This is a genomic window from Eubacterium sp. SB2, from assembly GCF_001244405.1.
Classification (GTDB): domain Bacteria; phylum Bacillota; class Clostridia; order Lachnospirales; family Lachnospiraceae; genus Faecalicatena; species Faecalicatena contortus_B.
In genome coordinates this window covers 1,819,965-1,845,390 of record NZ_LN865153.1, presented here as the reverse complement: position 1 = coordinate 1,845,390, position 25,426 = coordinate 1,819,965, and the positions used below count along the sequence as shown (strand labels likewise).

26 protein-coding genes are annotated in these 25,426 nt (G+C 44.8%); 7 read left to right on the top strand and 19 right to left on the bottom strand.

What is annotated here, in order from left to right; translation table 11 throughout:
• Positions 1–237: 237 nt before the first annotated feature.
• The 3 genes from rsfS to BN1938_RS20605 are packed head-to-tail and all read left to right on the top strand — an operon-like array spanning position 238 to position 5,115.
• Positions 238–588: a ribosome silencing factor gene (rsfS, locus tag BN1938_RS20615; protein ID WP_050642304.1), complete on the top strand. Its 351-nt coding sequence runs from the start codon at positions 238–240 to the stop codon at positions 586–588.
• A gap of 18 nt (positions 589–606) precedes the next feature.
• Entirely contained in the window at positions 607–2,085 is a 1,479-nt protein-coding gene (locus BN1938_RS20610) for an extracellular solute-binding protein (protein ID WP_050642303.1), read from the top strand.
• Positions 2,086–2,136: 51 nt separating this feature from the next.
• Positions 2,137–5,115: a bifunctional diguanylate cyclase/phosphodiesterase gene (locus tag BN1938_RS20605; RefSeq protein ID WP_050642302.1), complete on the top strand. Its 2,979-nt coding sequence runs from the start codon at positions 2,137–2,139 to the stop codon at positions 5,113–5,115.
• 130 nt (positions 5,116–5,245) lie between these two features.
• Here the strand turns inward: BN1938_RS20605 and lexA are convergent, their stop codons facing one another.
• Positions 5,246–5,860 (bottom strand): transcriptional repressor LexA, encoded by a 615-nt coding sequence (gene lexA / locus BN1938_RS20600; RefSeq protein WP_050642301.1) that lies wholly within the window; start codon positions 5,858–5,860, stop codon positions 5,246–5,248.
• A gap of 225 nt (positions 5,861–6,085) precedes the next feature.
• On the opposite strand from lexA, the gene BN1938_RS20595 reads away from it, so the two are divergent.
• Both BN1938_RS20595 and BN1938_RS20590 read left to right on the top strand, forming a co-directional pair.
• Positions 6,086–6,460, top strand: coding sequence for a LysM peptidoglycan-binding domain-containing protein (locus BN1938_RS20595; RefSeq protein ID WP_070102572.1), 375 nt, complete (start codon positions 6,086–6,088; stop codon positions 6,458–6,460).
• A 316-nt stretch (positions 6,461–6,776) separates the two neighbouring features.
• Positions 6,777–7,844 (top strand): tyrosine-type recombinase/integrase, encoded by a 1,068-nt coding sequence (locus BN1938_RS20590; RefSeq protein WP_050642300.1) that lies wholly within the window; start codon positions 6,777–6,779, stop codon positions 7,842–7,844.
• A 60-nt stretch (positions 7,845–7,904) separates the two neighbouring features.
• Here the strand turns inward: BN1938_RS20590 and zwf are convergent, their stop codons facing one another.
• The 5 genes from zwf to BN1938_RS20565 all read right to left on the bottom strand — a co-directional run bounded on the left by zwf (position 7,905) and on the right by BN1938_RS20565 (position 13,868).
• On the bottom strand, positions 7,905–9,296 hold the full coding sequence (zwf, locus tag BN1938_RS20585) for a glucose-6-phosphate dehydrogenase (protein ID WP_050642299.1): 1,392 nt from the start codon (positions 9,294–9,296) through the stop codon (positions 7,905–7,907).
• A 1-nt stretch (position 9,297) separates the two neighbouring features.
• Positions 9,298–10,704 (bottom strand): NADP-dependent phosphogluconate dehydrogenase, encoded by a 1,407-nt coding sequence (gndA, locus tag BN1938_RS20580; protein WP_050642298.1) that lies wholly within the window; start codon positions 10,702–10,704, stop codon positions 9,298–9,300.
• A 32-nt stretch (positions 10,705–10,736) separates the two neighbouring features.
• Positions 10,737–11,756 (bottom strand): beta-propeller fold lactonase family protein, encoded by a 1,020-nt coding sequence (locus BN1938_RS20575; protein ID WP_050642297.1) that lies wholly within the window; start codon positions 11,754–11,756, stop codon positions 10,737–10,739.
• Positions 11,757–11,877: 121 nt separating this feature from the next.
• Positions 11,878–13,197: an MATE family efflux transporter gene (locus tag BN1938_RS20570; protein ID WP_050642296.1), complete on the bottom strand. Its 1,320-nt coding sequence runs from the start codon at positions 13,195–13,197 to the stop codon at positions 11,878–11,880.
• Between the two features lie 107 nt (positions 13,198–13,304).
• Positions 13,305–13,868 carry a hypothetical protein gene (locus tag BN1938_RS20565; RefSeq protein WP_050642295.1) on the bottom strand — a complete coding sequence of 188 codons (564 nt, stop codon included), beginning with the start codon at positions 13,866–13,868 and terminating at the stop codon, positions 13,305–13,307.
• A gap of 269 nt (positions 13,869–14,137) precedes the next feature.
• Between BN1938_RS20565 and BN1938_RS20560 the strand changes: the two genes are divergently transcribed.
• Positions 14,138–14,872 carry a tRNA 2-thiocytidine biosynthesis TtcA family protein gene (locus BN1938_RS20560; protein ID WP_050642294.1) on the top strand — a complete coding sequence of 245 codons (735 nt, stop codon included), beginning with the start codon at positions 14,138–14,140 and terminating at the stop codon, positions 14,870–14,872.
• Positions 14,873–14,949: 77 nt separating this feature from the next.
• On the opposite strand, the gene BN1938_RS20555 is transcribed toward BN1938_RS20560, so the two are convergent.
• From BN1938_RS20555 to BN1938_RS20525, 7 genes are all read right to left on the bottom strand, one after another.
• On the bottom strand, positions 14,950–15,597 hold the full coding sequence (locus BN1938_RS20555; protein WP_050642293.1) for a cytidylate kinase-like family protein: 648 nt from the start codon (positions 15,595–15,597) through the stop codon (positions 14,950–14,952).
• A 166-nt stretch (positions 15,598–15,763) separates the two neighbouring features.
• Complete coding sequence (locus BN1938_RS20550; protein WP_347561922.1) at positions 15,764–16,681, bottom strand: RluA family pseudouridine synthase; 918 nt, start codon at positions 16,679–16,681, stop codon at positions 15,764–15,766.
• Between the two features lies 1 nt (position 16,682).
• The gene (gene lspA, locus BN1938_RS20545) at positions 16,683–17,201 is read right to left on the bottom strand and encodes a signal peptidase II (protein WP_050642292.1); all 519 of its coding nucleotides are present in this window, start codon (positions 17,199–17,201) and stop codon (positions 16,683–16,685) included.
• A gap of 51 nt (positions 17,202–17,252) precedes the next feature.
• Positions 17,253–18,038: a YlmH/Sll1252 family protein gene (locus tag BN1938_RS20540; protein ID WP_050642291.1), complete on the bottom strand. Its 786-nt coding sequence runs from the start codon at positions 18,036–18,038 to the stop codon at positions 17,253–17,255.
• Positions 18,039–18,045: 7 nt separating this feature from the next.
• Positions 18,046–18,585 carry a cell division protein SepF gene (locus tag BN1938_RS20535; RefSeq protein ID WP_050642290.1) on the bottom strand — a complete coding sequence of 180 codons (540 nt, stop codon included), beginning with the start codon at positions 18,583–18,585 and terminating at the stop codon, positions 18,046–18,048.
• Between the two features lie 71 nt (positions 18,586–18,656).
• Complete coding sequence (locus tag BN1938_RS20530; protein WP_025657455.1) at positions 18,657–19,355, bottom strand: YggS family pyridoxal phosphate-dependent enzyme; 699 nt, start codon at positions 19,353–19,355, stop codon at positions 18,657–18,659.
• Between the two features lie 29 nt (positions 19,356–19,384).
• On the bottom strand, positions 19,385–20,761 hold the full coding sequence (locus tag BN1938_RS20525; protein ID WP_187376332.1) for a biotin/lipoyl attachment domain-containing protein: 1,377 nt from the start codon (positions 20,759–20,761) through the stop codon (positions 19,385–19,387).
• Positions 20,762–20,904: 143 nt separating this feature from the next.
• Here BN1938_RS20525 and BN1938_RS20520 point away from each other — a divergent pair, with 143 nt between their 5' ends.
• Positions 20,905–21,108 (top strand): DUF378 domain-containing protein, encoded by a 204-nt coding sequence (locus tag BN1938_RS20520; protein WP_009004217.1) that lies wholly within the window; start codon positions 20,905–20,907, stop codon positions 21,106–21,108.
• Between the two features lie 117 nt (positions 21,109–21,225).
• Here BN1938_RS20520 and BN1938_RS20515 read toward each other — a convergent pair whose 3' ends face one another.
• From BN1938_RS20515 to minC, 6 genes are read right to left on the bottom strand one after another with little or no spacing between them, the layout of a single operon-like run.
• Positions 21,226–22,212 (bottom strand): D-alanyl-D-alanine carboxypeptidase family protein, encoded by a 987-nt coding sequence (locus BN1938_RS20515; RefSeq protein WP_050642289.1) that lies wholly within the window; start codon positions 22,210–22,212, stop codon positions 21,226–21,228.
• The gene (locus tag BN1938_RS20510; protein WP_050642288.1) at positions 22,196–22,591 is read right to left on the bottom strand and encodes a methylglyoxal synthase; all 396 of its coding nucleotides are present in this window, start codon (positions 22,589–22,591) and stop codon (positions 22,196–22,198) included. Before BN1938_RS20510 ends, BN1938_RS20515 begins: the two co-directional genes overlap by 17 nt.
• Before the next feature lie 15 nt (positions 22,592–22,606).
• Positions 22,607–23,737, bottom strand: a complete 1,131-nt coding sequence (locus BN1938_RS20505; RefSeq protein ID WP_044927360.1) for an FtsW/RodA/SpoVE family cell cycle protein — start codon at positions 23,735–23,737, stop codon at positions 22,607–22,609.
• Positions 23,734–23,943 carry a cell division topological specificity factor MinE gene (locus BN1938_RS20500; protein ID WP_025657450.1) on the bottom strand — a complete coding sequence of 70 codons (210 nt, stop codon included), beginning with the start codon at positions 23,941–23,943 and terminating at the stop codon, positions 23,734–23,736. The genes BN1938_RS20505 and BN1938_RS20500 overlap by 4 nt, the downstream gene beginning before the upstream one ends.
• 11 nt (positions 23,944–23,954) lie before the next feature.
• Entirely contained in the window at positions 23,955–24,746 is a 792-nt protein-coding gene (gene minD, locus BN1938_RS20495) for a septum site-determining protein MinD (protein ID WP_050642287.1), read from the bottom strand.
• A 21-nt stretch (positions 24,747–24,767) separates the two neighbouring features.
• The gene (gene minC / locus BN1938_RS20490) at positions 24,768–25,415 is read right to left on the bottom strand and encodes a septum site-determining protein MinC (RefSeq protein ID WP_050642286.1); all 648 of its coding nucleotides are present in this window, start codon (positions 25,413–25,415) and stop codon (positions 24,768–24,770) included.
• Between the last annotated feature and the right edge of the window lie 11 nt (positions 25,416–25,426).

Sequence of the window (25,426 nt, the reverse complement as noted above, 5' to 3'; positions counted from 1 at the left end):
AATTATACCCAAAAGGCACCCCGTAACTCATGCCCTGCGGGCAGGTCTGCAGCATAGCTGCAGAATAATGTATACCCAAAGGGCACCCCGTAACTCATGCCCTGCGGGCAGGTCTGCAGCATAGCTGCAGAATAATGTATACCCAAAGGGCACCCCGTAATACATGCCCTGCGGGCGGGTCTGCAGCACAGCTGCAGAATAATGTATACAAATTAAAGAAGTAAAGGAGACTGATCTATGGAACAAGCAAGGGAAATGGCGCGGCTTGCCTGCAAAGCGCTGGATGAAAAAAAGGGAGAGGACATTAAGGTAATTGATATTGCCGGTGTCTCCGTACTTGCGGATTATTTTATCATCGCAAACGGCAGCAACGAGAGCCAGGTAAAGGCTCTGGTAGACAATGTGGAGGAATGCCTCCATAAGGCAGGATTTGTGTTAAAGCAGCGGGAAGGTTACGGTACCGCCAGCTGGGTGCTGCTTGATTTTGGAGATATCATCGTGCATATTTTTGATAAGGAGAACAGGCTGTTCTATAACCTGGAACGTATTTGGAGGGATGGCGTAGAAGTAGATGTTGAATCACTGTAAGCGCCGGTGGAGGATATTATGAGGAAACGAGTGTATAAAACTGCAGTCTGCCTGTTTACAGCTGCCATTCTCAGCCTGACGGCCGGGTGCTCTTCTGCAGAAGAAAAAACGAATGATAACAAGAAGGAAAGCCTGCTGGATCCTAAGAAGCCGGTTTCTATCGAAGTATGGCACTATTATAACGGCGCACAGCAGGATGCCTTCAATGAACTGGTAACAGAGTTCAATGGCAGCCGGGGAAAAGAGCTGGGAATCAAAGTAAAAGCATCCAGCCTTGGCAATGTGGCCGATCTGGAGGATAATGTACTGGCCTCCATTGACGGAAAAGTCGGGGCAAAAGAAATCCCTGATATTTTTGCGGCTTATGCGGATACAGCCTATGCGGTGGATCAGAAGGGCATGGCTGTGGATTTGATGGAATATATGACTGAGGATGAGATCAGTGAATATATGGACAGCTACATTGATGAGGGAAAGTTTTCCTCCGAAGACAGTCTGAAGATATTCCCGATTGCCAAGGCAACGGAAGTATTTATGCTGAACAAGACAGACTGGGATAAGTTTGCCGATGCAACGGGCGCTGACCTGGAGGATATTTCCACAATCGAGGGGATTACTGCCACGTCCAAAGAATATTACGAATGGACGGACAGCCTGACAGATACTCCGGATGACGGTAAAGCCTTCTTTGGAAGGGACGCTATGGCCAATTATTTTATAATAGGAGCACGGGAACTGGGGACTGAGATTTTCTCCGTCAAGGATGGTCAGCCGGCTTTGAATTTTGATAAAGACGTAGTCCGTAAGCTTTGGGACAATTACTATGTGCCTTTTATCAATGGCTACTTTGCTTCCTCCGGCAAGTTTCGGAGTGATGATATCAAGACAGGGAATATACTGGCATTTGTAGGTTCCTCTGCGGGAGCGACATTTTTCCCTAATCAGGTGACGCTGGACGATGAAAATACATATCCGATCGAGATGCAGGCTTTTGAGTGCCCTCGCTTTAAGGACGGTGAGAAATACTCTGTACAGCAGGGCGCAGGCATGGTAGTGATGGAAAAGGAAGATAAGGCAGAAATCGAGGCTTCCGTGGAATTTTTGAAATGGTTTACAGACACTGACCGTAATATACAGTTTGCTGTGACGTCAGGGTATCTGCCTGTCAAAAAAGAGGCCAACGATAAAGAGTTGATCAAAAAGAGCATAGACAGTACAGACAGCAGCGTCATCCAGGTGCTTGAGGCTTCCCTAACGCAAATTGAGGAAACTTCACTCTATACAACCCGCGCCTTTGAAAACGGTACGGATGCCCGTAATGTGCTGGAGTATTCGCTTACAGACAAAGCGGCAGCGGACCGGGCAGAGGTGGAATCGGCAATATCAGCAGGTTCTACCAGGGAAGAGGCTGTCAGTAAATTTGATACGGATGATAATTTTGAGAGCTGGTATGAGGAGACATTGGCATCTCTTGAGAAGTTAGTAGATAATAAATAAATTCGGAACCGCTGCATATAGGAAGCGGATGAAAGAAAGGAGGGCACAGGAATGCGCATGAACAGACAGAAAGCACAGCCTATACTGAAAAGAATGCTGATTCCCATGGTCCTCCTAACTTTAATAGAAGTAATGCTGCTCTCAGGAACTTTTATATTCGGGGGAGCCATTCAGGAACTTGATGAGAATGCCAAAGGCATTGTTCAGGGAAAGGTGGCCAATCGTTCCAGCTACCTGCAGAATGAGATGATAAACAGCTGGTCTAACGTGTCTTATACGGTACAACTCATTAACGAGACCGCTGAAAAGCTGGATCAGGACGGGATGATCGACCTGGATAATATAGGAAAAAACTCAAATGCCTGCTTTCCGCTGGTTTCTGAGATTTCCGGAAATCTGATCGAAATGCTTCGTTCCAATAAGGTGACCGGAGCTTTTGTTGTTTTTAACAATGATGATCCCAAAGAACTGAGGGAACAGGAGAGTTTTTCCCGTCCCGGCGTTTATTTCCGGGATCTGGATCCGGATACAAGCGCCTCTGTCCGCAACAGTGACCTCCTGATTGAGAGAGGCTCGGTTGATCTTGTACATAGCCTGGATATAGCCACTGACAGTGCCTGGAAGCCTCAGTTCGTATTTACCAAGGAACATGAGGAGATATACAATCTTTTTCTAAATCCGCAGGAACAAGGATATGAAAACCCCGGGGCAGCTTCGCTGACAGAATTGGGGTATTGGGGAAAACCGCATACGCTTACGGACGACGATAAGATGATGATTTCCTATACGGTTCCTCTGATAACGTCAACAGGTAAAGTCTATGGTACACTTGGCATGGAGATTACACTGGATTACCTTGCCACTATGCTTCCGTCTGAGGAATTGATGGAAGATAAGCCGGCCTCCTATTTACTGATCGTACAGGATGCGGAAACCGATGAATATAGAACCGTATATTCATCGGACAGCAGCATCGCACCGGACATGGAAAAGCTGGATGTATCACAGTCATCTGATGGGAACTTTTATTTTAACGGTGCAGATCATGAGCGGTATTTTATGGATATGGAGTACTTCCAGCTCTATGATTCGAACGGTCCCTTTGAATCGGATCGGTGGGGACTGGCAGGTGCAGTGAAGGAGAGTGATCTTACCGAGTTTTCCAACCATATCATGTCCTATATTATTGTTGCAATTATTCTGACAATCATTATGGGGATCGCAGGCAGCGTGCTTGTTAGTTTTATGATATCAAGACCGATTCATCTGGTGTCAAAACATATGCAGCAGATGAATACAAAAAACAAAATAGGCCTCCCCAGAACGAATATATATGAATTCGATCAGCTGGAAGAGTCCATTGAAAAGCTGAGCCGTGATGTAATCGACTCCGCCACAAAGTTTGCGCAGATTCTGAACAAAGCCAGCATACGTATAGCAGGGTTTGAAATTGATATGGATAATAACACTCTATTTTTGACGGACGGTTTCTTTGATATATTTGGCCTTAAGGGTTCCATTGCTTCCAATATGGATGTGCAGACTTTCATCATGGAAATGAAGGAGTTGGAAATCTATAAAGCAGAGGAAGCAGAAGACTATATATTGTATAAGATACCGACCGGGGAAAAAGAGACCTATGTCCGTCTAAGTTATTCGGGCGTGGAGGATCGAAGGGCAATCGGCATAGTCGAAGATATCACGAAGACAATCCAGGAAAAGCAGCTGATTGAGCATGAACGTGACCACGATCTGCTTACGGGGCTGAAGAACAGACGTGCATTCCAGCGTATCATGCAGCAGCTTTTTGAAAAGGGAGAATCCTGCCTGAAGAAGGCGGCACTGGTTATGATGGATCTGGATAACCTCAAACAGATCAACGATAAGTTCGGACATGATTACGGAGATAAATACATTCAGGCTGCGGCAGACAGTTTTCGGAAGTATACGCCGTCGAACACAATTATTTCGCGTAATTCAGGGGATGAATTTTATCTGTTTTTCTATGGATATGATACGGAGGAGGATATCACACGGATTCTTTCCGTCCTAAAAAAGGGCATCGACGAAGAATACATTCTGCTTCCGCCAATGCAGAGATTAAAATTAAAGATGTCCGGCGGTATTTCATGGTATCCCAGGGATTCCCGCCATTACGAACAGCTTCTGCAATTTTCTGATTTTGCAATGTACCAGGTGAAGCATTCTACCAAAGGTGAAATCAGTGACTTTGACCTGGGGGCATATCACAGCGAGGAGTATATCTCACAGAACCGCAGGGAGCTTTCGGAACTGCTGGAACGGGAAAAGGTAGAGTACTATTTTCAGCCCATCGTCGATGCGCACACCGGCAGAATCTTTGCCTATGAGGCTCTGATGAGAGGAACTATGCCCACATTGCGCAACCCTTCTGAAATCCTGGCTTTGGCCAGAGAAGAACACAAACTGGATCAAGTAGAAGAACTGACATGGAAGATGGCATCCACCACATTTGTACAGCATGTGAAAAACCAACGGATTCAGCCTGACTGTAAAGTCTTCATTAATTCATTGGCCGACTACAGAGTGAGTAACAGGATGATTGAGTTTATTGAATCTGAATGTAAAGGGTATCTGGATCATTTCGTATTCGAGATTACTGAATACGCAGAGGCAGATAAGGAGGCTATGGATGTAAAACGTGTTCTTGTCAACCGCTGGGATTCGGATTTTGCTCTGGACGATTACGGGAGCGGATATAATGGTGAGAGAATCCTTCTGGAGCTTGCCCCTAAGTATATTAAGATCGACAGAGAGATTATATCCGGTATCCATGATAATATTGATAAGCAGAAGATCGTGGAAAATACCATATCCTATGCTAAGGAAAGAAATATTAAAGTCATTGCGGAAGGAATCGAGACGGAACAGGAGATGCATAAGGTGATCGAACTGGGTGTAGATTATATGCAGGGATATTATCTTGCACGGCCATTTCTGGAACCGCCGCAGATAAGCGAATATATCGTGGAACAGATTAAGAAAGACTGATTGGAGCGAACCGCCGGTAACGGTCGGCGGGATTCCCCCAGGAGATAAGAGGATAAAAAGACATGCAGCATTTCAGTTTTGCGCATGTCTTTTTGAATACCATTCGGAAATACCATTTTGCATCCGGATTTTAAAAAAATCGGAAAACCCCGATCACTTTTCCTAAGATGGATACTTCCTTTACGATGATAGGCTCCATGTAGTCGTTCTCCGGCTGCAGGCGGTATACTCCTTCTTCTTTATAGAAGGTTTTGACTGTGGCTCCGTCTTCTACAAGTGCAACCACCATGTCACCGTTGGAAGCGGTATGATCCTGTTCAACGAGCACCATATCCCCATCCAGGATCCCGGCATTAATCATGCTTTCTCCTTTTACAGTCAGCATGAAGGTCTGCTTGTTGGGCATGAATTCCATGGGAATGGGGAAGTAGTTTTCTATGTTCTCCTGTGCCAGCAGCGGCTCTCCTGCGGCGACACGGCCGACAAGCGGGACATTCACAACTTCGCGTCTGGTCAGATTAAATGTATCATCTAATATCTCTATGGCTCTGGGCTTCGTGGGGTCACGCCTTATGTATCCGTTCTTCTCCAGTGTCTCAAGATGAGAGTGTACAGAGGAAGTGGACTTTAAATTGACAGCCTCACAAATCTCACGTACAGCAGGGGGAAATCCCCGTTCTAATATCTGTGCTTTTATGTATTCTAATATCTCCAGCTGCTTTTTGCTGATCTTACCCTGTGACATATAGCCCTCCTTAATCCGTTAAAGCCAACGCTCAACTCATTCTATAAATATAGTATCATAGTTGTTTTTAAAAAGCAAACACTTGTTACGAAAATATGTTCGAAAAATGAAACGCGAGTATTGACAAACATGTGTTCGTGTTATATAATTCTAGCTATAGAGAACAGATGTTCGTAAAACGAATAAGCAACTAATTATTAGGGAGTTTTAACGGGGGAATTACTAATGCAGAGAGAAAGAAATTATGCAAAAGCACAGACTATCAAAAAGAACGAGAGACATATCAGGAGTATGCTGGTTCTATTTATTGCAACAGTATTCATTGTATTTGCGGCATGCGCTTTGTTTGGAAATCTTTTGATTTCAGCACATGAGAAACGTTCAGAAGAGCCTGTTAACTTTAAGTATTACAAGAGTATTGAGATTCAGCCCGGAGATACTCTATGGGATATTGCAGAAGAATATATTACAGAAGATTATCGTTCCGTCTCAGAATATGTTATGGTGTTAAAAGAGATGAATTCACTGAGTACAGATGACATTCAGGCAGGCCAGAATCTGATGATCGCTTACAACGATACAGAATTTATAAATAAATAATCAACCTGTTCATTACTTGATTTCTTTATAGATAATTAGATAAAGGTATCAATATACATCCCTATGTATTGATATATAAACTCACCCAGAGGCAGCCTGTACGAATATGTGCAGGCTGCCTCATTTGATATACTGATATATAGGGGAAGGGTTTGCTTCAGAAAACGCCGCTTTAATAAATGAAGAGATATTGTATGAAATAAATTGATCTATACGACAAATACCGATTTTTCCAATAGATATGGACAGAGATCCGTATCCATGCTATAATTACCTCAACTATAAGGGGTTTATAACATTAAGGGGGAATTTTAACATGTCCGCACAGGATCCGAAAACATATCATGAACAGACTTACATAGACAATACCCTGCGTCTCAGGCAAATTCTTAAGACAATGCCGCCATTTGCCAGGGACTATTTCCGTGCTATAGAACCTAAAAGTTCTGCTAAAACACGGATATCTTATGCCTATGATATCCGCGTTTTCTTCCATTTTTTAATGGAGAATAATCCTGTTTATAAAGACTATACCATGGATCAGTTTACCGCGAAGGATCTGGAACGCATCGAGCCGGTTGATATTGAGGAATATCAGGAATATCTGAAGGTTTACACAGGCTCTGAGGATCAGCAAATTACGAATACAGAAAAGGGACTGGCGCGCAAGATGTCAGCACTCCGCAGCTTCTATGCCTATTACTTTAAACATCAGGTTATTGAGAAGAATCCCACTTTGCTTGTGGACATGCCGAAGTTACATGATAAGGCTATTATACGTCTGGATACGGATGAAGTAGCCTCTCTGTTGGAATATGTTGAACACGGCGGCGATGACCTGACCGGTCAGCGTAAAGTGTATTTTGAAAAAACAAAGAACCGGGATCTGGCAATTTTAACGCTGCTTTTGGGTACCGGGATTCGTGTGTCTGAATGTGTTGGGCTTGATATCCAGGATGTGGATTTTAAGAACAATGGAGTTAAGGTTACCCGAAAAGGCGGGAATGAAATGGTTGTTTATTTTGGTGAAGAGGTTGAAAATGCACTGAAGATGTATCTGTATACAACAAGAAAGTCTGTTACTGCCCTCTCCGGCCATGAAAATGCACTGTTTCTATCAACCCAGCGAAAACGGATGGGGGTTCAGGCCGTTGAGAATATGGTGAAGAAGTACGCACGCCAGATTACGCCGAATAAAAAAATCACGCCGCACAAATTGCGCAGCACCTATGGTACCGCCCTGTACAAGGAAACAGGCGATATTTATCTTGTGGCTGATGTTTTAGGACACAAGGATGTTAATACTACGAAAAAGCATTATGCGGCTATCGATGAGAACCGGCGCAGGCAGGCTGCGGGGGCTGTGAAACTGCGGGAACCTTAATATTTAAGTTGAAACAGCGCTTACCACGAATCTTTTGACAAAGCGCTGTTTCACTAAATATTATTCAAACCATACGTGCCCGTGATCGCCGAGCAGTTTGTCTGCGGCTTTCGGGCCTGCGCTTCCCTGAGGGTATAAATGTACTGGAAGACAATTTTTATGATACTGCTCCCGGATCGCGTCCACGTATTTCCAGCTCGTTTCTATCTGGTCCCATTGTGAGAACCAGGAACGCTCCCCACGGATACATGCGCCAATCAGCCTTTCATATGCCTCAGGTGTATTCATCTGATTGATAAAGGAACAATTCTGGCAGAAGTCCATTTTAGCCTGAACCACTTCTTCTGACTCTCCGGGTTTCTTTATATTAAACTGAAGATATACGCCTTCTGTGGGCTGTATTTTAATATTCAATATATCCGGTTCCACTCCCGGCACAGGGCTTTTAAATACGACTGCAACCTGCATCTCCCGCTTCCCAAGCTTTTTTCCGGTGCGGACATAGAATGGCATTCCATGCCAACGCTCATTCTCTATCATCAGACGGACTGCTGCGTACGTCTCCGTGTCAGATTCCGAATCAACAGCAGGTTCCCCGCGGTAGCCCTCATATTGTCCCAGAACAATATTCTCTTTTATATCTTCAGGCATATGGAGCGCGTTCAGTACCTTCATCTGCTCCCGGTGCATATCTTCTGCAGCTGCACTCTCCGGCTGTTCCATGGCTACAATGGTGAGGATCTGGAACAGATGATTCTGCATCATATCTTTCAAAGCGCCGCTGTGGTCATAATAGCCGCCTCTTGTCTCCACGCCTACCTCTTCCAGCGCAGAAATCTGAATGCAGTCGATATATCGTGCGTTCCAGACATTACTGAAAATTGGATTTGCAAAACGGATAGTCTGTATATTTCTGACCATCTCTTTTCCAAGATAATGGTCAATTCTATAAATATGGTCCTGTTTAAAGAAAGTCTCCATCGTTGCATTTAAACTCGCCGCTGCCAGAAGATTTTCGCCAAAAGGCTTCTCAATCACGACCTTGCCGTTCCCGGCGCCGGATACCAGCTGGAGCCCTTTTACGATAATTTCAAAGAACCTGGGAGCTACTGCAAAATAAAAGATATGCTCTACATCACCCATTCTCCGGTAAAATGCATCCAGATCAACATAAGCTGACTCATCGGTGAAATCCATACGGTAGTAAGTCATTTTCCCTGCAAGCCTCTCATAGATCTCCTCTTTATACCCGAGTCTTGCGAATTTTTCTACCCACCTGCGGGCCATCTCCCGGTATTCCCCACTCGTGTAGTCTCTTCTTCCGATGATGACAATTTGTGTGCAAAGGTCCTCGTTTTTAAAAGCCTCCATATTATAAAATGCCGGTATCAGTTTGCGGAATGTCAGATCTCCGGTACCTCCAAAGATTGTAAAAATCTGTTCTTTACACATTTTAAAACCTCCAATCGTGATGGAAGATTCCTCCCCTGTCAGTCCGCTCGTAGGTATGTGCCCCAAAGCAGTCTCTTTGTGCCTGAATGAGGTTCGCCCCTACAGGCATCCCTCTGAAAGCATCGATATACGCCACAGCCTGGCTCATTGCCGGCAGCGGAATCCCATTCTGAATTCCCATGCACATGATATCCCGGAGACTTCTTTGCCCACGGTTCACACCGTCCATGAAGAAGGAATCCATCATCAGATTCTTGAGCGCGCTATTTTTCTCAAACGCCCTTGTAATATCATCCAGAAATTGGGCCTGTATGATACAGCCGGCACGGAAAATCGATGCGATTCTGCCATAATTCAGATCCCATCCATATTCCCCGGATGCATGGGAAAGCAGTTCGAATCCCTGCGCATAGGCTGCGATTTTGGCTGTGTACAGCCCTTCTCTTACCTGCTTTTTAAATGCTGTCTTCTCAGGAGCCGGCTTTGGTTGCGGGCTATCGAACAAATCTCTGGCTGTCTTTCTCTCCTCAATACGGTTCGACATAATCCTGGCATTGCATGCCGCTGTTATCATGGATACGTTGACGCCCTGTTTCAGGGATTCCAGGCTGGTCCAGCGGCCGGTTCCCTTCTGTCCTGCACTGTCCAGAATATAATCCACCAGCTCTTTGTCTGTAAAATCATCTTTCTCCCGGAAGATACCTGCTGTAATTTCAATCAGATAACTCTTCAGTTCGCCTTCGTTCCACTCTGCAAATGTATCGGCCAGCTCTCCATTTGTAAAACCGCCTGCGTATTTAAGGAGCAGATAAGCTTCTGCAATCAGCTGCATATCTGCATATTCAATCCCATTGTGCACCATCTTAACGTAGTGGCCGGCGCCGTCCGGACCCATATTGGCACAGCATGGCTCGCCCTGTGCTTTTGCTGCGATTGCTTCCAGGATCGGGGCAATATGGCCGTATGCCTCTTTGTCTCCTCCCGGCATGATAGAGGGGCCAAAACGCGCTCCCTTCTCTCCTCCGGAAACACCAGTTCCAAAATAAAGGATTCCTTTTTCACGCAGGCTTTTCTCCCGCCTTCTTGTGTCTTCAAAGAAAGAGTTCCCGCCATCCAGAATCATATCTCCCTCATCAATAAGCGGAAGAAGCTGCTCAATTACCATATCAACAGGCTTTCCGGCCTTTACCATAATCAGAAACTTTCTCGGACGTTCCTGTGATTCTACAAGCTCTTTCATATCGTAAAAAGGAACAAAGTTCTCATGCGGATGCTCCCTGAGAAGTTCATCGGTCACCTCCCGGCTCCGGTTGTACCCTCCTACTTTAAATCCATGGTCAGCCATATTCAGGGCAAGGCTTCTTCCCATTACCGCGAGTCCAATGACTCCTATTTCTGTTCTCCTCATCGAAATACCTCCTTATAATCAATCTATCGTTGTTATGCCAGTACAAGCGATACCGCTTCCGGCATCTCTATACGGCTTCTCACTCCTTTTAATTTTCCTGTTTCACAGTCCCTCTCAATACATACAATTCCACCTTCCAGGCGGTTTGCCACAAGCAGAAACTTTTCATTTTTGCTTAAAATAAAGTCACGCGGATGTTTCCCGCCACAGGATACGTGCTGTATGACGGTGGCTTTGTCATGACTTACATCGATAACTGCCAGCAATTCTCTTTCTCTCACTGATATATATAGAAATTTCTCATCTTTCGTCAGCCGGATTGCCGCCGCTGCAGCGGCCCTGGGCTGTTCCCCGGTCTTTTCATTTTGGGGGAGAACAGAAAATGTCTGCTCCAGCAAAAACTCTCTGCCGCAAACTTTAAAAATAAAAAGTTCATTACTCCATTCACTCACAACATAGAGCCTGGTGTGGGCCTGATTAAAAACACCGTGTCTTGGACCGCTGCCTTTTGGAAAGCTGATCTCTCCGGCAGGGGCAAATCCTTTCTCTTTGTCGAAGAGCCGGATTCTGTCCTGCGTAAGGCAGGGTACCATAATATACGAGTCATGAAGCAGAATCTGGTGGCATCCGGCGCCCTCTCCATTTTCAATCCGCTTCACGACCTCAGGTTTTTCCTCTGTTGTCTGATAGATCATAACGGTGCCTTCATGGTAGTTGGCTGTATAGATAAAGTCTTCCTCCTGTTCGATGTAACAAGGCGTCTGGTGTTCCTGCAGCACCTCGCCGTCACATTTTTCCACCGATCCGTGATTTAATTCCAGAAAACAGGTTCCCGCCTTTCCTGCCTTTTCATCAGGAATCACCATCCGATCATTGTTTAAAGAAATCCATTTGGAATTCCTTGCCTCATAAAAAAGTTCAGGTGCTGTCAGTTCTCCAGTCTCTTCATGAAAAGAAAAACGGTATATCCCTCTGCTCTCCTCTGAATAATATGTCCCGACATATCCATCGGTAAAACCGGCTGTTGTTTCTTTTTCTCTTTTTTTCTCCATAATGCCACTCCCAGATTCTGATTATTTTATATTGGAATTCGTAGTATCCCTCTTATTGTTAACTGTAATTATACATATTACAGTTAACAATGTCAAATACAATTTATGATATTCTTCATTATTATGCCCAATATTTCTTCCACAGTATACGAAATACATACAGCAGCAATAAAACGCCCCACGAACCGGCTTCGGCATATGCAATGATCATATTTCCGCATATGCCGGCAAAAGCATATGAAAACACAATGCGTGAAATCAGTGAAATAATCCCGGCGATGCTTGAGAACAGCACGTCCCCGATTCCTTCTATGTAACCGCGTATCGACATCGCAACGCCGTAAACAGCATAAAAAGCAGCGATTTTCCGGAAGAAATTTCTTCCGATCTCTACTGCCTCAGGGCTTACCCCAAACAAGGAGATTAAATCTCCTCCGGCTTCTACTACCAGCCATGTGAGCAATAAAGACACGCAAAGCATCATCGCTGTTCCCACATATACGGTCTTTGTAGTCTGCTTTTTCTTACCTGCCCCATAGCTTTGGGCAACGATCGTAGAAATTCCCGAACCAAGATTAATAATCGGCAAAAGTATCATTGTATCCACACGATATGCCGTAGTAATCGCCGCAACCGTCTGTGTGCCGAATCCGTTCATGAAATTCTGCAGGATAAGGCCGCCTAAAGAACTGATACAGGCCTGAATCATAGGAGGGATTCCCAGATGAAGCCCCTCACGAAGAACAGAGCGTTCCGGCTTCCACTCTTGAATCTTGTAACGCAGGCTGGGATACTTTTTTACACTGTAAATGATAATAAATACCGTCATAACGGCCTGTGAAATCACTGTTGCCGCTGCCGCCCCGGCCACACCCCCATGCCATACGCCCACAAACATAATATCCAGTATCACATTCACGACGGAAGAAAACAAAACAGCGCTGAATGGAGCACGGCTGTTTCCGATTCCGCGAAGCGCGGCAGCGTAAACATTATAGACCGCCAGTATCGGTATCCCGACCAGTATGATCTGCAGATATACCTTTGCCATATGAATGGTGTCCTGTGTCGTGTTCATCATCTGGAGTAATAGAAAAGCTCCGATGATGCCTATGAGTGAGACGAGCAGAAAAGTCCCGCCGATTATCACCGAAAACACCGAAAGTATTTTGGGGAGATGGTTCTCTTTTCCGGCGCCATATTTCTGTGCAAATAAAATAGAAAGCCCAAGTGTAAATCCAGTGATCGCAGTTAGAAACAGATTGATGACCGTAGTTGTGGAGCCAATTGCCGCAAGTGCGGTCTCGCCGGCTATATTGCCAACGATAAATGCATCCGCCCAATTATAAAGCTGCTGCAGGATTCCGCTTAAGATGAGCGGCGTACAGAACTTTATTAGTGTTACTGCTATATTTTCCGTCTTGTTGTTTTTACTGTACATTTTAAGAACTCCTCAGGGCAAAAAATACCGTATGCAAGAAAATAGCCTCACATACGGTAGGTGCTCACCCGTTGATTACATGAAAAAACAATACTGTCTATTTTAATTCATGAATATTTTTTATAATTTAAAAAATACTTCCCATATTCTGCGGCTTTCTCAATAAAAACCGCCAATACTTTGTGCATATTTTTAAGTATAATATCGACATCTTTGGCATAGCAGCCGTTATCTTCCTTCCGGATCATATTGCCGGCAGACAGCATCTCACAGCTGAAATCCCTGCACACGGCAAGACATTTATCCACGTTGGTTTTACTTATATTATTCAGCGCCGTGTGGTAACTGGTTATTGTGGCAAGCTGAAGCAGCCGATAGAAGGAATCAAAAAATACTGCCATTACTCCTTCGTCTTTTTTTATATTCATATGCCTGCATAAGTTTTCTGCGATTTTTTCATTTTCTTCAATTAGAATTTCGCATTGTTTACCTTCTGCAAGCTCATTTTGAATGATTTTCGCCTCCCCATTTCTGAGCAGCTTTTTATACTCATCCACCAGCATACCTGTCATTAAATCATATATCAGTGACACACTCTCAAATGAATGCAGTTTCCAGTGGATATGTTCTGACCAGACCTCATCTCCGATCAATCTAAAGTTCATCTCCATATTTTACTCCGTTTTCCTTCCTTTCTTTTTATTCTTTAGTTTTTGTATATCGGGAAGCGTTAGCTGGTAAAATATTCCAGATACACTTGTTCATATTATATCACACTTTTTTTGCTTAGTGAACTATTTTCAGAACAGCAATTTTCGATTTTTTAGCGACTTTTTCGTCTTTCACATCTGTGAATTTTCTTGTATTTCAGAGGAAGACATTCTATAATAATATAGTCTGTGTTTTGGCAGGAAATTACGATGAAAGGATTTAGAAATAGATGCAGTTACAGAGATTATTAAGTTTTACACGTAAGGCAGTCGATGAATATGCCATGATCCAGGAAGGCGATCATATTGCAGTGGGAATTTCCGGCGGAAAGGACAGCCTTACGCTGCTCTATGCCCTGCATGGCCTGAAACGGTTTTATCCGAAACAGTTCGAACTCAGTGCTGTCACGGTGGACCTGGGATTCGAGAACTTCGATTTAACTCCTATCAAAGAGCTTTGCATGGAACTGGAAGTGCCCTACCATATTGTGGATTCTGAGATCTATCACATTCTGTTTGATGTGCGAAAAGAAGCCAATCCATGTTCACTCTGTGCAAAGATGCGCAAGGGGGCGCTTAACGATGCAGTTAAAAAAATGGGCTGCAATAAGGTTGCGTACGCCCATCACAAGGACGATATTATTGAAACTATGCTGCTCTCATTAATCTTTGAAGGAAGATTTCATTCCTTCTCACCGAAGACTTATCTGGACCGCATGGATTTGACCGTTATCCGGCCCATTATGTTTATCGATGAAGCGGATGTGATCGGGTTTAAGAATAAGTATCATCTGCCCGTAGTGAACAGCAAATGTCCTGTTGACGGATATACCAAGAGGCAGTATGCGAAAGAACTGGTAAAGCAGCTCAATACGGAGCATCCCGGTGCAAGGGAAAGAATGTTTCACGCGATATTGAACGGCAATATCAAAGGATGGCCGGAAAGAATTCCCCATATCAGATAAGAGCCGGAAACGCCGGACAGCGTTATGAAAACTGCTGTCCGGCGTTTCCGGCTCTTATGGAATATGTGAATACTTCTCTATAGCTTTCTCTTTGCAGATGTCATGCCTTCTTTTAAGGCTACGTACTGTTCAATTGCCTGTGCTGTCCCTTCCACGCCGAGTTCCCCGCTGTTCAGGCATAATTCGTAGCTTTCGGCATCTGACCACTTTTTATTCGTATAATAATTGTAGTAGCTGGCACGTTTTTTGTCTGTCTTAATTATAATGTCTTTTGCCTTGGCATCTGTCATATCGTGAATCCGTGCGATTCTGCGGACACGGGCATCCAGATCTGCATGGATAAATACACTGACTACATTCTCGTAGGATTCTAATGCATAGTCTGCGCATCGGCCGACCAGGATACACGGCCCCTCGTTCGCAATCTTTTTGATTGCGTCAAACTGAGCCAGGAACACTTTATGGTTGATCGGCATATCGGAATAGGTGCTGCCGGAATATCCCATGGAATAGGTATCCATCACCAATGAGTACAGAAAGCTGTTCGTTGGTTTCTCGTCATGGGATTCAAAGATCTCTTCGCAGATCCCGCTTTCTTTGGCGGCCCTTGCCAGCATCTCTTTGTCGTAAAGCTTAATTCCAAGATGTTCCGCTACCTTGTAGCCAATCTCTCGCCCTCCGCTGCCGTACTGTCTGCCAATTGTAATGATTGTGTTAGTTTTCATATCAGTCACTCTCCTTTTACGTCAAACCAGCATATGTTGTCCTTTCGTGGAATAACTTTTATACAATTATTATACAAGATGACGCTGTTTTTTACAACATGAATTGAATTTATTGTGCAATTTTCATAATTACCGGGTAATAATTCGGACGGTCTGAACTGTTCCATTACCGGTGTCTTAACTTATTCAATAATTGGAGAAAATATTCCGGAAGCGGCGCATCAAATTCCATATACTCTTCCGTCACCGGATGTATGATGCCGAGAACCTTTGCATGCAGTGTCTGCCCCTGCAGTTTAAACGGGCATTTGGCAGGGCCGTAGACGGCATCTCCCACGATTGGATGCCCGATACTGGCCATATGCACCCGGATCTGATGTGTACGTCCGGTTTCTAGTTCACATTCGATGTAGGTGTAATCTCCGAAACGATCCAGCACCTTATAGTGTGTCACCGCACTGCGGCTGTGAGGGGCCCTTGTGCTCATCTTTTTCCTGTCTGTGGGGTGCCTGCCGATCGGTGCATTTACAGTTCCGTCATCCTCCTTCAGATTGCCGTACACAATGGCATGGTATTTCCGGGTAATGTGGTGTTCCTTCAACTGTTCGGCCAGTGACTGGTGTGCAGCGTCATTCTTACAGATAAGCAGGGATCCTGTCGTGTCCATATCAATCCGGTGGACAATTCCCGGCCTTGCAATACCGTTAATGCCTGAAAGATTATCTCTGCAGTGATACATGACCGCATTGACCAGCGTGCCGCTGTAATGACCCGGGGCGGGATGTACAACCATTCCCTTGGGCTTATTCACAATCAGAATCTCGCTGTCCTCATATAGAATGTCCAGAGGAATATTTTCCGGCTGAATATCGGGTATTTCCGGTTCTGGGATCTGTACTTTTATCTCATCATTTACTGCAGTTTTATAATTGGCCTTGACAGCCTTATCACCGACGGTCACCAGCTCTGCCGTGATCAGCTTCTGAATATGGGATCTGGAGAGATCCGGAATGGCTTCGGCAAGAAATTTGTCAATCCGGACACCGGCTGATCCGGCAGTAAAATATAATTCCTCCATAGGCATTTTATCCTTTCTTCAGCGAAAAGCAGCTCAGCTCGTCCTCTTTATAGTAAAAAAGAATGGCAAAAGCAAAGAGGATACACGCAACCACTACATAGCAGTCCGCTACATTAAAGATGGGAAAATTAATCAGTTCGAAGTAGAAAAAATCCACCACATAATTCAGCCGCAGCCTGTCAATCATGTTACCGATAGCCCCGGCGCAGATCATTACCGCGCAGATGCGCAGCAGGTAATAGCGGGACGTATGCGGCATCCTTCCGTAAATAAAGCCGATCAGGCATACGATCACGACTGCTCCTACAGCAAAAAGAATCTGCCTGTCCTGCATAATTCCGAATGCTGCGCCCCGGTTTTCCAGATATTCCAGCTTAAACACGCCTTTCCATAGCACGAATGGCTCCTGATCTTTTAAATGTATGACGGCAAGCCATTTTGTAAGCTGATCCAGCACGGTCAGGACAATACAGCCGAGGACGGCCAGCAGATAGCTTTGTATAGATTTTGTATTCTTATCTTTCATGGTTTTTCCTTTTCTTAATTAAAGTCATGTATGGCGCACAGCAATCCGGCGCTATATATATTTATGGATGATTACGAAAATTCTATTCTTTTTTGTGCGGGACAAGATGCCTTTATACTGGAATTTTCCCATGCCCCTCACGGAAATAATATCGTCCTCCTTCACATGGAACCCGTTTGTCGTCATAAGCTTTCCATTGACAAATACTTTACCGCCCTCAATCAGGCCGCTCAGGCGTGTCCGTGAGGAGGAGAAGGCCAGGGACAATAGGCTGTCCAGCCGGACGGAGGCCACAGTACCTTTGATTTCCTCAAAGCGGGGCGTAAATTGGAAGTCCTGCACGCTTTCTTCCCGGAGCATAACGCTTGTGCGGCGGACCCGGGTCAGCTGCTCCTGCAGATAAACGCTCAGGCCGGTTTCCACAAACAGAATGGCCTTATTACCTTCAATCAAAATATCGCCCAGTCTGGAGCGCTCTATTCCCAGATTCAGCACGGCGCCCAGATAATCTCTATGCGTTAGTTCTTCCGCATATTTCTCATGCAGCGGCTCAATACAAAGAACAGAAATAGGAAATCCCAGGGCTTCCATGTCTACTGTGTCATTGCTGCCACGCAAATAAAGAGCATCAGGTAGGAATGCTGCCATCTGACGCTCTGCTGTGTCATATCCGCCGAAAGTCACATAGCGAGTATACAGCCTGTCCTTCGGCAAAGAATGCAAAATATTCAGTTCATTCAAATTCAAAAAATCCGAATATGTAATGATGTCACGGTGATACGCCGTCCTTGACAGCTCAATCAGCCGTTTTTCCAAAAGCTGTTCTTCTTTTTCCATGCCAGAATTAATATCTTCCTCTTACATTAGCTGTCTCCATAGAGCCGCCGAGCAGATCCTGAAGATCACCTGAAATATCAACATTCGTCGGTGTTACAAGGAATATATAGTTGGAAATCTTCTGCAGGTTTCCGCTGATTGCGAAAGTCGCTCCGGAGATGAAATCGATGATCCTCTGCGCAATCTCCAGATCCATGCCCTCCAGGTTCAGGATTACAGTACGCCCTGCCAGCAGTGTCTCGGTAATCTCGCGGGAATCGTCTACTGATGTAGGCTTTACCACGCAGACCTCCATGTTGGCATTGCGTCTGGAAGCCGGCTGACGCATCGGGGTTACTTTGCTGTTGCTGCTGTTTGCAGGAGCATATCTTTTATCCTCCTGGATATCAAAATCGTCGTATTCCTCTTTGCTTTTCTTATTAAAAAGAGAACGGCGTGGTTTTTCGTCAAAGTCATCATCTTCAAATTCGTCATCATAGAAATCGTCGTCATCGTATTCATCATCATTCAATTTCATGATGTCCAAAAATTTGTCAAACACACCCATGTTTACACTCCTATCTTATGCCCTCTTAATGCATAAATTTTTTTTGAAAATATACTTTCTGTTCCAGATCCTCATGCCTTAACGGCATAATCTCTGGCACCAAAGATTCCGGTTCCTACACGAACCATGGTCGCGCCCTCTTCTATTGCGACCTCGTAATCATTGGTCATCCCCATTGAAAGTATGCTCACATTAACATTATCAATGTTTTTGTTCTTAATGTCAACAGATAATTTATGTAAATTCTCGAAAATCGGGCGATTATCCTCTGGATTTTCAACAAATGGAGCGATTGTCATGAGTCCGCATACACGAATATGCTTAAATGAGGCAATTTTTTCTATAAATGGAATTACTTCATCAACTTTAAGCCCAAACTTGCTTTCTTCGCCTGCTACATTGACTTCGATCAGGATACTGGCGATGCAGTTTTTCTTTTCTGCCTCTTTCTCAATAACCTGAGCGAGCTTTACAGAATCCACAGAATGGATCAGTTCTGCCTTATCTACGATGTATTTTACCTTATTGGTCTGAAGATGGCCGATCATATGCCAGTGAATGTCATCCGGAAGGGCTTCATACTTTTCCGTAAGCTCTTGGACTTTATTTTCTCCGAATACTCTGACGCCTATATCATATGCCTCCTGAAGTACTGCAATGGGTTTGGTCTTGCTGACCGCGATCAAAGTCACTTCACTGCGCTGCCTCCCTGCGCGGTCACAGGCTGCCTGTATCTTCTCTTCTACTTCTTGCAACTGCTCTTTCAACATAAATAACACTCCTTGCTTATATAATATAGTTAATAGACGACCTCGTCCTCATCCACGGAATCTCCATCCTGGACGATATGGTCGTAATTGTAAAGTCCGTAGGAATCCCCTTCCTTGACAATATAATATTCATCGCTTTCTGCGAGGATCGTAACCTGCCGGAAAACAGCATAGCCTTTGTTAATATTAAATACACCCTTTTGGGGCTGTGTCTCTGACAGGACTAATGTCTCCGCGGATTCGGGCTTTACAAGGACGGTGCCCTTCTTCAACATGGAAGTGCTGAGATATACACTGCCATCCTCCGTAGATTTGTAAATGTCAGCGGCCTGGAACACTGCATTGCCGCCTCGCTTTTGAACCATGACTCCCGAAGCGGAGCTGTTGCCGCCCGTAGTGATATACTCTGCGGGCACCACAAAGAACTCTTTCTCCACAACACTGCTTTTCGGAATCTTCAGTCCGCTCTCATCCTCAAGGATGAGCTCTATATTTAAAAATCTGTCTCCGGCATAACGGATCATGGAGTTATCGTAATCCAGCCGTCCATAGTACTCTCCGTCTTTTTTCAGGATGGAAAAGTCTGCCCAGATCGATTCGCTGTCCTTATCTATTCTGGTTTTTATGTAGGTCGTATCAGCCAGTTTGCCCGCCATATCCTTGTCCAATTCTATGATCACAGACCACTTTTCACTTGTGACAAGTTTGTAAGCTGGCTCCCCCTTCTTGACCTGCATATTATCTTCCAGGCTCACCTTTTTATAGCTGCTCCTGTCAAAGTCCGCTTTTTTGAATGAATCTGCGGTTAAGGACTCACAGCCGTCAAAATCAAGCACCATAATTCCGTCCCGCGGTGTCTGATATACATCTGCGCCCGCACCGTTATGGGACAGCACAGCATCCATCTGCGCTGTCTTGGTTTGATTAGAAGCATTCTGCAGGGTGTTGTCGATTTCGTTTTTCAGGGAATAAACAGAGGAGAACTTCTGCGGATTAAAATTCTCGTTAAAGCTCTGCGTTTTTACGATCAGTGTATTCTGTTCTTCTGTGCTCAGAGAAGTCTCCGTGCTCGTCTCCTCCGGATAGGATAACTTTTGCGAGGTAACCGCATAGACATTCGCTCCGGCCTTGATCTTGCTGTTCTCGTTCTGAAAATAATTGATATACCCTGAATTCTCTGCATGAACCACTGTTTCCTCACGGAGGATGAGCCCTGTGTAGGAATTGTCCGTCAGAATACTGCCTTCTCTTACCTCATAAACAGAGATCTTCTTTGCAGCAGCATACATGACAATCGTTACGATAAGATAGATAAATACAATTGCAAAAATAAAGATGCCGATATTCATCTCGCGTTTTCTTTTATACTTATTAATACTGATGGAATTGTCCTTCCGTGATGCCAAACTAATCTTCCTCCTGTACCGTAAATCAAATTTCAAAATGATACTATTATTATGATAACTTTACCAGTATAACATTTTTAAATGTATATTTCCAGTTTTTGTGGCAATAATAAGAGCATTGATATTGAAAAGGAGGAAATAATATGAAGTGGTTTGATAACACTGCTCTGACACTTGTGATTATCGGGGCGGTCAACTGGCTTCTGGTTGGCATTTTTCGATTTGATTTAGTAGCCTTTCTCTTTGGAAATTTAAGCTGGCTTTCCAGAATAATTTATACGATTGTCGGCCTGTGTGGTCTTTACCTCATCAGCTTGTTCGGCAGAATCAAAAACATGTCAGAGTAGATGAAAAAGGTCGCTTCAAAGGAGCGAAATAACAGGGAACCCGGTGGAAGGGCATGCCGTTTTAGGTGCGTCCGTCCATCGGGTTCTTTGCTTTTAGTCTGAGATAGTTATCTATGCCTAATCGACTGCCTCTGCGGCTGCAGCCGGTCTTTCGCCTGCAGACAGCATCGCGCTCATCTGGCCGTACAAGAGATCTTTTGTCCCCGCCCCCATTATAATGGATATATAGGGATCGGATTGCGAATCCTTGCTGTATAAGATGACACAGGAGCCGGCTTCGTCGGTAGTCCCTGTTTTACCTCCGATAACCTGGACGCCTTCCGGATCGGGAATCAGATCCTGGGAATAAAAATTGGTAGCCTCCCACACCTCACTGCGTACGCTTCCGTCCGATGAGGTAAGTGTTCCAGTATAGGATTCCTTCGATATGATATCCATGAAACGCTGATCCTTTATACAGGCATTGAAGATCAGGTATAAATCGTATGCCGTAGTGTAATGATTATCGTCCTGCAGGCCATGGGGATTGACGAAATGAGTATTGGTTGCTCTCAGGGAAACGGCCTCCGCATTCATCATATCTGCAAATGCTTCCACACTGCCGGCCACATGTTCCGCGATCGCCACCGCACAGTCATTGCCGGAATAGAGTAAAAGCCCGCAGAGCAGATCGTAAAGTGAAACCGTATCTCCGGTCTGAAGGCCGCATGTCTGCTCGTCCTCGGCAAACTGAGTTGCATTGGGGCCAACGGTTACCGTATCCTCCAGATTCCCGTATTTCAGCGTCACATAGGCTGTCATAATCTTTGTTGTACTGGCCGGAAAAAGTCTTTCATGAATCTTACTGGCATAAAGTACCTTCTTATCTTTTATATCAAAAAGACCCGCAGCATGCAGGCTCGGGTCCGCACTGTAACCCTCCAGGGCAACATCGGTGTCTGTTACACACAGACCGGCCGCTGACAGGGTTCCTCTGTATAGTGAACGGTTATACTGTTCCTGTTCGTATACTTCTGTTTTTAGTACTTCCTTGCTGCATCCTGTGATGAGCACGGACAGAAACAGGCACAGAGCAAGAACAGCTTTTTTACTTATACATCTCACGCCAGTCCAGGTCTCCTCTGTCTAATGCCAAAATCAAAGCCTCCGCGGTTGCTATATTCGTTGCAATAGGTATATTGTACATATCACATAGTCTTACAATATCGTTCACATCCGGCTCATGGGAGCGCGGTGTCAGCGGATCCCGGAAAAAGATAAGCAGATCCATTTCATTGTGTTCGATCTGGGCTCCAATCTGCTGCTTCCCGCCTAAATGGCCCGCAAGATATTTATGGATATTCAGGTTTGTGACGCTTTCCACAAGAGCCCCTGTTGTCTCTGTAGCAAACAGATGATGCTTGCTCAAAATCCCCCTGTATGCTATGCAGAAGTTCTGCATTAATTTCTTTTTTGCATCGTGTGCTACTAATCCTATGTTCATGTCCTGTAATCTCCTCTACTGATATTTATTGGGCTGCAGACCGACATTCAGCACAAAGCCGATCCCCATATAAAAACATACGACAGAAGTCATTCCGTAACTCACAAAAGGCAGGGAAATTCCTGTATTCGGGAATATCTGAGTAGCCACACTGATATTGATAAAACTCTGCACTCCTATCAGTGTGGCGACGCCTCCGCAGATAAGCCGCCCTCCTGTGTCTTTTGCTTTTACTCCTATCAAAATACACGTTATTACAATTAATAATAACAAAATTATGACCACACAACAACCCACAAATCCTAATTCTTCTCCAATAATTGCGAAAATAAAATCCGTTTGGGGTTCGGAAATGAAATTTCCGTTCTTTACAGAGGTCGTGGTATTGCTGTTATAGCCCTTACCCGACAACTGTCCTGAACCGATGGCCATCACAGAGTTAATCTGCTGATAAGCTTCATCTGTAGCGTATTTTTCAGGCTCCAGCCAGGCCAGGATCCTCGCCTGTTGGTAATCTTTCAAAAAGGGCTGGTTAGGCTGTACGACAATGGTCAGAAACAGCGCAGCAGTCGGTATGGTAATTGCCAGGACAGTACCGATAAACTTGTAGCTTAAGCCTCCCATATATAACATAATACAAAATACGGTTGCCAGACAGATCGTGTTTGAAAGGTTTGGCTGCTTGTATATGAGGATCAGGGAAGGCAGGATGAGCGCGGCCGCCTGGATAATCGTCTTTTTATTATTAATCGCCTGTTCCCGCTCCATCAGAAACTTCGCAAAGAACAGAATCGTTATGATCTTAGTCAGGTCAGACGGCTGAAACTGGACAAATCCGAGATTCAGCCATCTGGTAGCTCCATTGATATTCTCACCGAAAAACAGCACCGCCAGAAGCAGAACGATATTCACGCCGTATAAAAGCCAGTACATATTCAGGACCCATTCGTAATCTATCAGCGAAATAACGATCATGGCAATCGTACCCATCACAACACCGGCAATCTGTTTTCCCTGCACAGATGCCTGTGCACTTCCCACCACAAAGATCCCGATAATAGAGATTGTGGTCACAAGTGCTACAAGGCTGAATTTATAATCTTTTAAGTTATACCTTTGCTTAATATTCAGAAAATTAAATTTCAATAGTTCTCTCCTGTAATCTTAATATGTATATCTGAATGGGTTATCTTCATGTGAAAATCTTCCGGTTTTACTTCCAGATACTTGGAAACTGTATGATACATATCTGAAGAAAATTTTTCCGCTGTTTCGGGTGTACACTGCATTCTGTCTGCCATAAGCAGGGTTTTCAATCTTTCTTTTGCAACGTGAACAGATGGTACACTCATAATATTCCCTCCTAATTCTTTTTAAATAGGCTGGAAAATCTTGCAAAAATACCTTCCGGTTTGTTGAAATCTTCAATTGGAAGTTCTTCCCCCAGGATGCGCCTGCATACATTATGATAGGCATGTCCGGACATACAGTCGGCTCCTACGATTGGCTCGCCCTGATTGGTTGCGATGACAACATGTTCGTCGTCCGGAATCACACCCAGCAGATTGATGGCCAGTATCTCGGTTACATCATCCACGGACATCATATCTCCGCGCTTTACCATATCCACACGGAGACGGTTGATAATCAGGTCGTTTTTCTTGATGCCATGTGCTTCCAGCAGGCCGATGATCCGGTCCGCGTCCCGTATGGCAGATACTTCCGGAGTTGTGACCACAATCGCCCTGCCGGCCCCTGCCACAGCATTCTCAAATCCCTGCTCAATCCCTGCCGGGCAGTCCAGAAGTATGTAATCAAATTCGTCTTTTATGTCAGCGATTAATTTGCGCATCTGCTCAGGAGATACGGCTGTCTTGTCCTTGGTCTGGGCAGACGGCAGAAGGTACAGCTCCGGAAAACGTTTATCCCTAATTAAAGCCTGTTTCAGCCTGCAGCTGCCTTCGATGACATCCACCAGATTATATACAATCCGGTTCTCCAGTCCCATAACGACATCCAGGTTTCTCAGGCCCAGATCCGTGTCGATCACGATGACTTTTTTACCAAGCTGCGATAAACCAATTCCAATATTTGCTGTCGTTGTCGTCTTTCCGACCCCGCCTTTTCCTGATGTGATGACAATTACTTCTCCCATGTTTTCTTCCTCCTACAACTTCTATTCGTCCACAAGTGGATCCACGTAAATCCTGCGTCCGTCAACCACCGCTATCTTGGGCCCCCGGATGCTGAGGCTTTCCTGATAGATGACCTGACGCTTTGCTTCAATATCGCCAATTCGAAGTTGTTTCGGCTGCATGGCCAGAGCTACGATGAACGCATCTCTGCTGCCCGCAGCTCCTGCATGGACTGAACCAGACAGAGAACCAACAATGACAACGTTTCCTTTGGCAATTACTTTAGCACCCAGCTCAACATCACCAAGAATGATGATGCTCGAATCGGATTCCAGCACCTGTCTTTTGCTTAAAGTACCTCTGTAGAACTGCCCTTCCCGTTTCTGCATATTGGTGAGCGTATTCTCTACAATGCTTTTGTATGTCAATTCATTGGTCTCGTCCCTGTCTATAATGCAGACAATGTCAATCCCCGTTATCTCGGCGATCGTATGAAGGACCGCCTGTTCTTCCTGGTCTGAGAGCTTCCTGTCCAGAAATGTAACCGCCATCTTGGCCCCCTCAAAGAACTTCGCCGAGTCTTTGAATTTAGAGGCCACGCTTTCCAGTAAAACGTCAAATGGCACTTCCGGATTCAGATGAACCTCAATCCCATATCTGTTGCTCTTAATTGTTACCAGCTTGTCCATGTATCTTCTTC

Bases quoted from the DNA above. Each gene is read 5' to 3' on its own strand.
- BN1938_RS20565 (WP_050642295.1), bottom strand. From the start codon at position 13,868: ATGGAGATGAACTTTAGATTGATCGGAGATGAGGTCTGGTCAGAACAT.
- BN1938_RS20605 (WP_050642302.1), top strand. From the start codon at position 2,137: ATGCGCATGAACAGACAGAAAGCACAGCCTATACTGAAAAGAATGCTG.
- BN1938_RS20610 (WP_050642303.1), top strand. From the start codon at position 607: ATGAGGAAACGAGTGTATAAAACTGCAGTCTGCCTGTTTACAGCTGCC.
- BN1938_RS20550 (WP_347561922.1), bottom strand. From the start codon at position 16,681: ATGCCTATGGAGGAATTATATTTTACTGCCGGATCAGCCGGTGTCCGG.
- lexA (WP_050642301.1), bottom strand. From the start codon at position 5,860: ATGTCACAGGGTAAGATCAGCAAAAAGCAGCTGGAGATATTAGAATAC.
- BN1938_RS20535 (WP_050642290.1), bottom strand. From the start codon at position 18,585: ATGGGTGTGTTTGACAAATTTTTGGACATCATGAAATTGAATGATGAT.
- BN1938_RS20530 (WP_025657455.1), bottom strand. From the start codon at position 19,355: ATGTTGAAAGAGCAGTTGCAAGAAGTAGAAGAGAAGATACAGGCAGCC.
- rsfS (WP_050642304.1), top strand. From the start codon at position 238: ATGGAACAAGCAAGGGAAATGGCGCGGCTTGCCTGCAAAGCGCTGGAT.
- lspA (WP_050642292.1), bottom strand. From the start codon at position 17,201: ATGAAAGATAAGAATACAAAATCTATACAAAGCTATCTGCTGGCCGTC.
- minD (WP_050642287.1), bottom strand. From the start codon at position 24,746: ATGGGAGAAGTAATTGTCATCACATCAGGAAAAGGCGGGGTCGGAAAG.
- BN1938_RS20570 (WP_050642296.1), bottom strand. From the start codon at position 13,197: ATGTACAGTAAAAACAACAAGACGGAAAATATAGCAGTAACACTAATA.
- BN1938_RS20560 (WP_050642294.1), top strand. From the start codon at position 14,138: ATGCAGTTACAGAGATTATTAAGTTTTACACGTAAGGCAGTCGATGAA.
- BN1938_RS20575 (WP_050642297.1), bottom strand. From the start codon at position 11,756: ATGGAGAAAAAAAGAGAAAAAGAAACAACAGCCGGTTTTACCGATGGA.
- BN1938_RS20540 (WP_050642291.1), bottom strand. From the start codon at position 18,038: ATGGAAAAAGAAGAACAGCTTTTGGAAAAACGGCTGATTGAGCTGTCA.
- minC (WP_050642286.1), bottom strand. From the start codon at position 25,415: ATGGACAAGCTGGTAACAATTAAGAGCAACAGATATGGGATTGAGGTT.
- BN1938_RS20510 (WP_050642288.1), bottom strand. From the start codon at position 22,591: ATGAACATAGGATTAGTAGCACACGATGCAAAAAAGAAATTAATGCAG.
- zwf (WP_050642299.1), bottom strand. From the start codon at position 9,296: ATGTGTAAAGAACAGATTTTTACAATCTTTGGAGGTACCGGAGATCTG.
- gndA (WP_050642298.1), bottom strand. From the start codon at position 10,704: ATGAGGAGAACAGAAATAGGAGTCATTGGACTCGCGGTAATGGGAAGA.
- BN1938_RS20500 (WP_025657450.1), bottom strand. From the start codon at position 23,943: ATGAGTGTACCATCTGTTCACGTTGCAAAAGAAAGATTGAAAACCCTG.
- BN1938_RS20590 (WP_050642300.1), top strand. From the start codon at position 6,777: ATGTCCGCACAGGATCCGAAAACATATCATGAACAGACTTACATAGAC.
- BN1938_RS20520 (WP_009004217.1), top strand. From the start codon at position 20,905: ATGAAGTGGTTTGATAACACTGCTCTGACACTTGTGATTATCGGGGCG.
- BN1938_RS20595 (WP_070102572.1), top strand. From the start codon at position 6,086: ATGCAGAGAGAAAGAAATTATGCAAAAGCACAGACTATCAAAAAGAAC.
- BN1938_RS20555 (WP_050642293.1), bottom strand. From the start codon at position 15,597: ATGAAAACTAACACAATCATTACAATTGGCAGACAGTACGGCAGCGGA.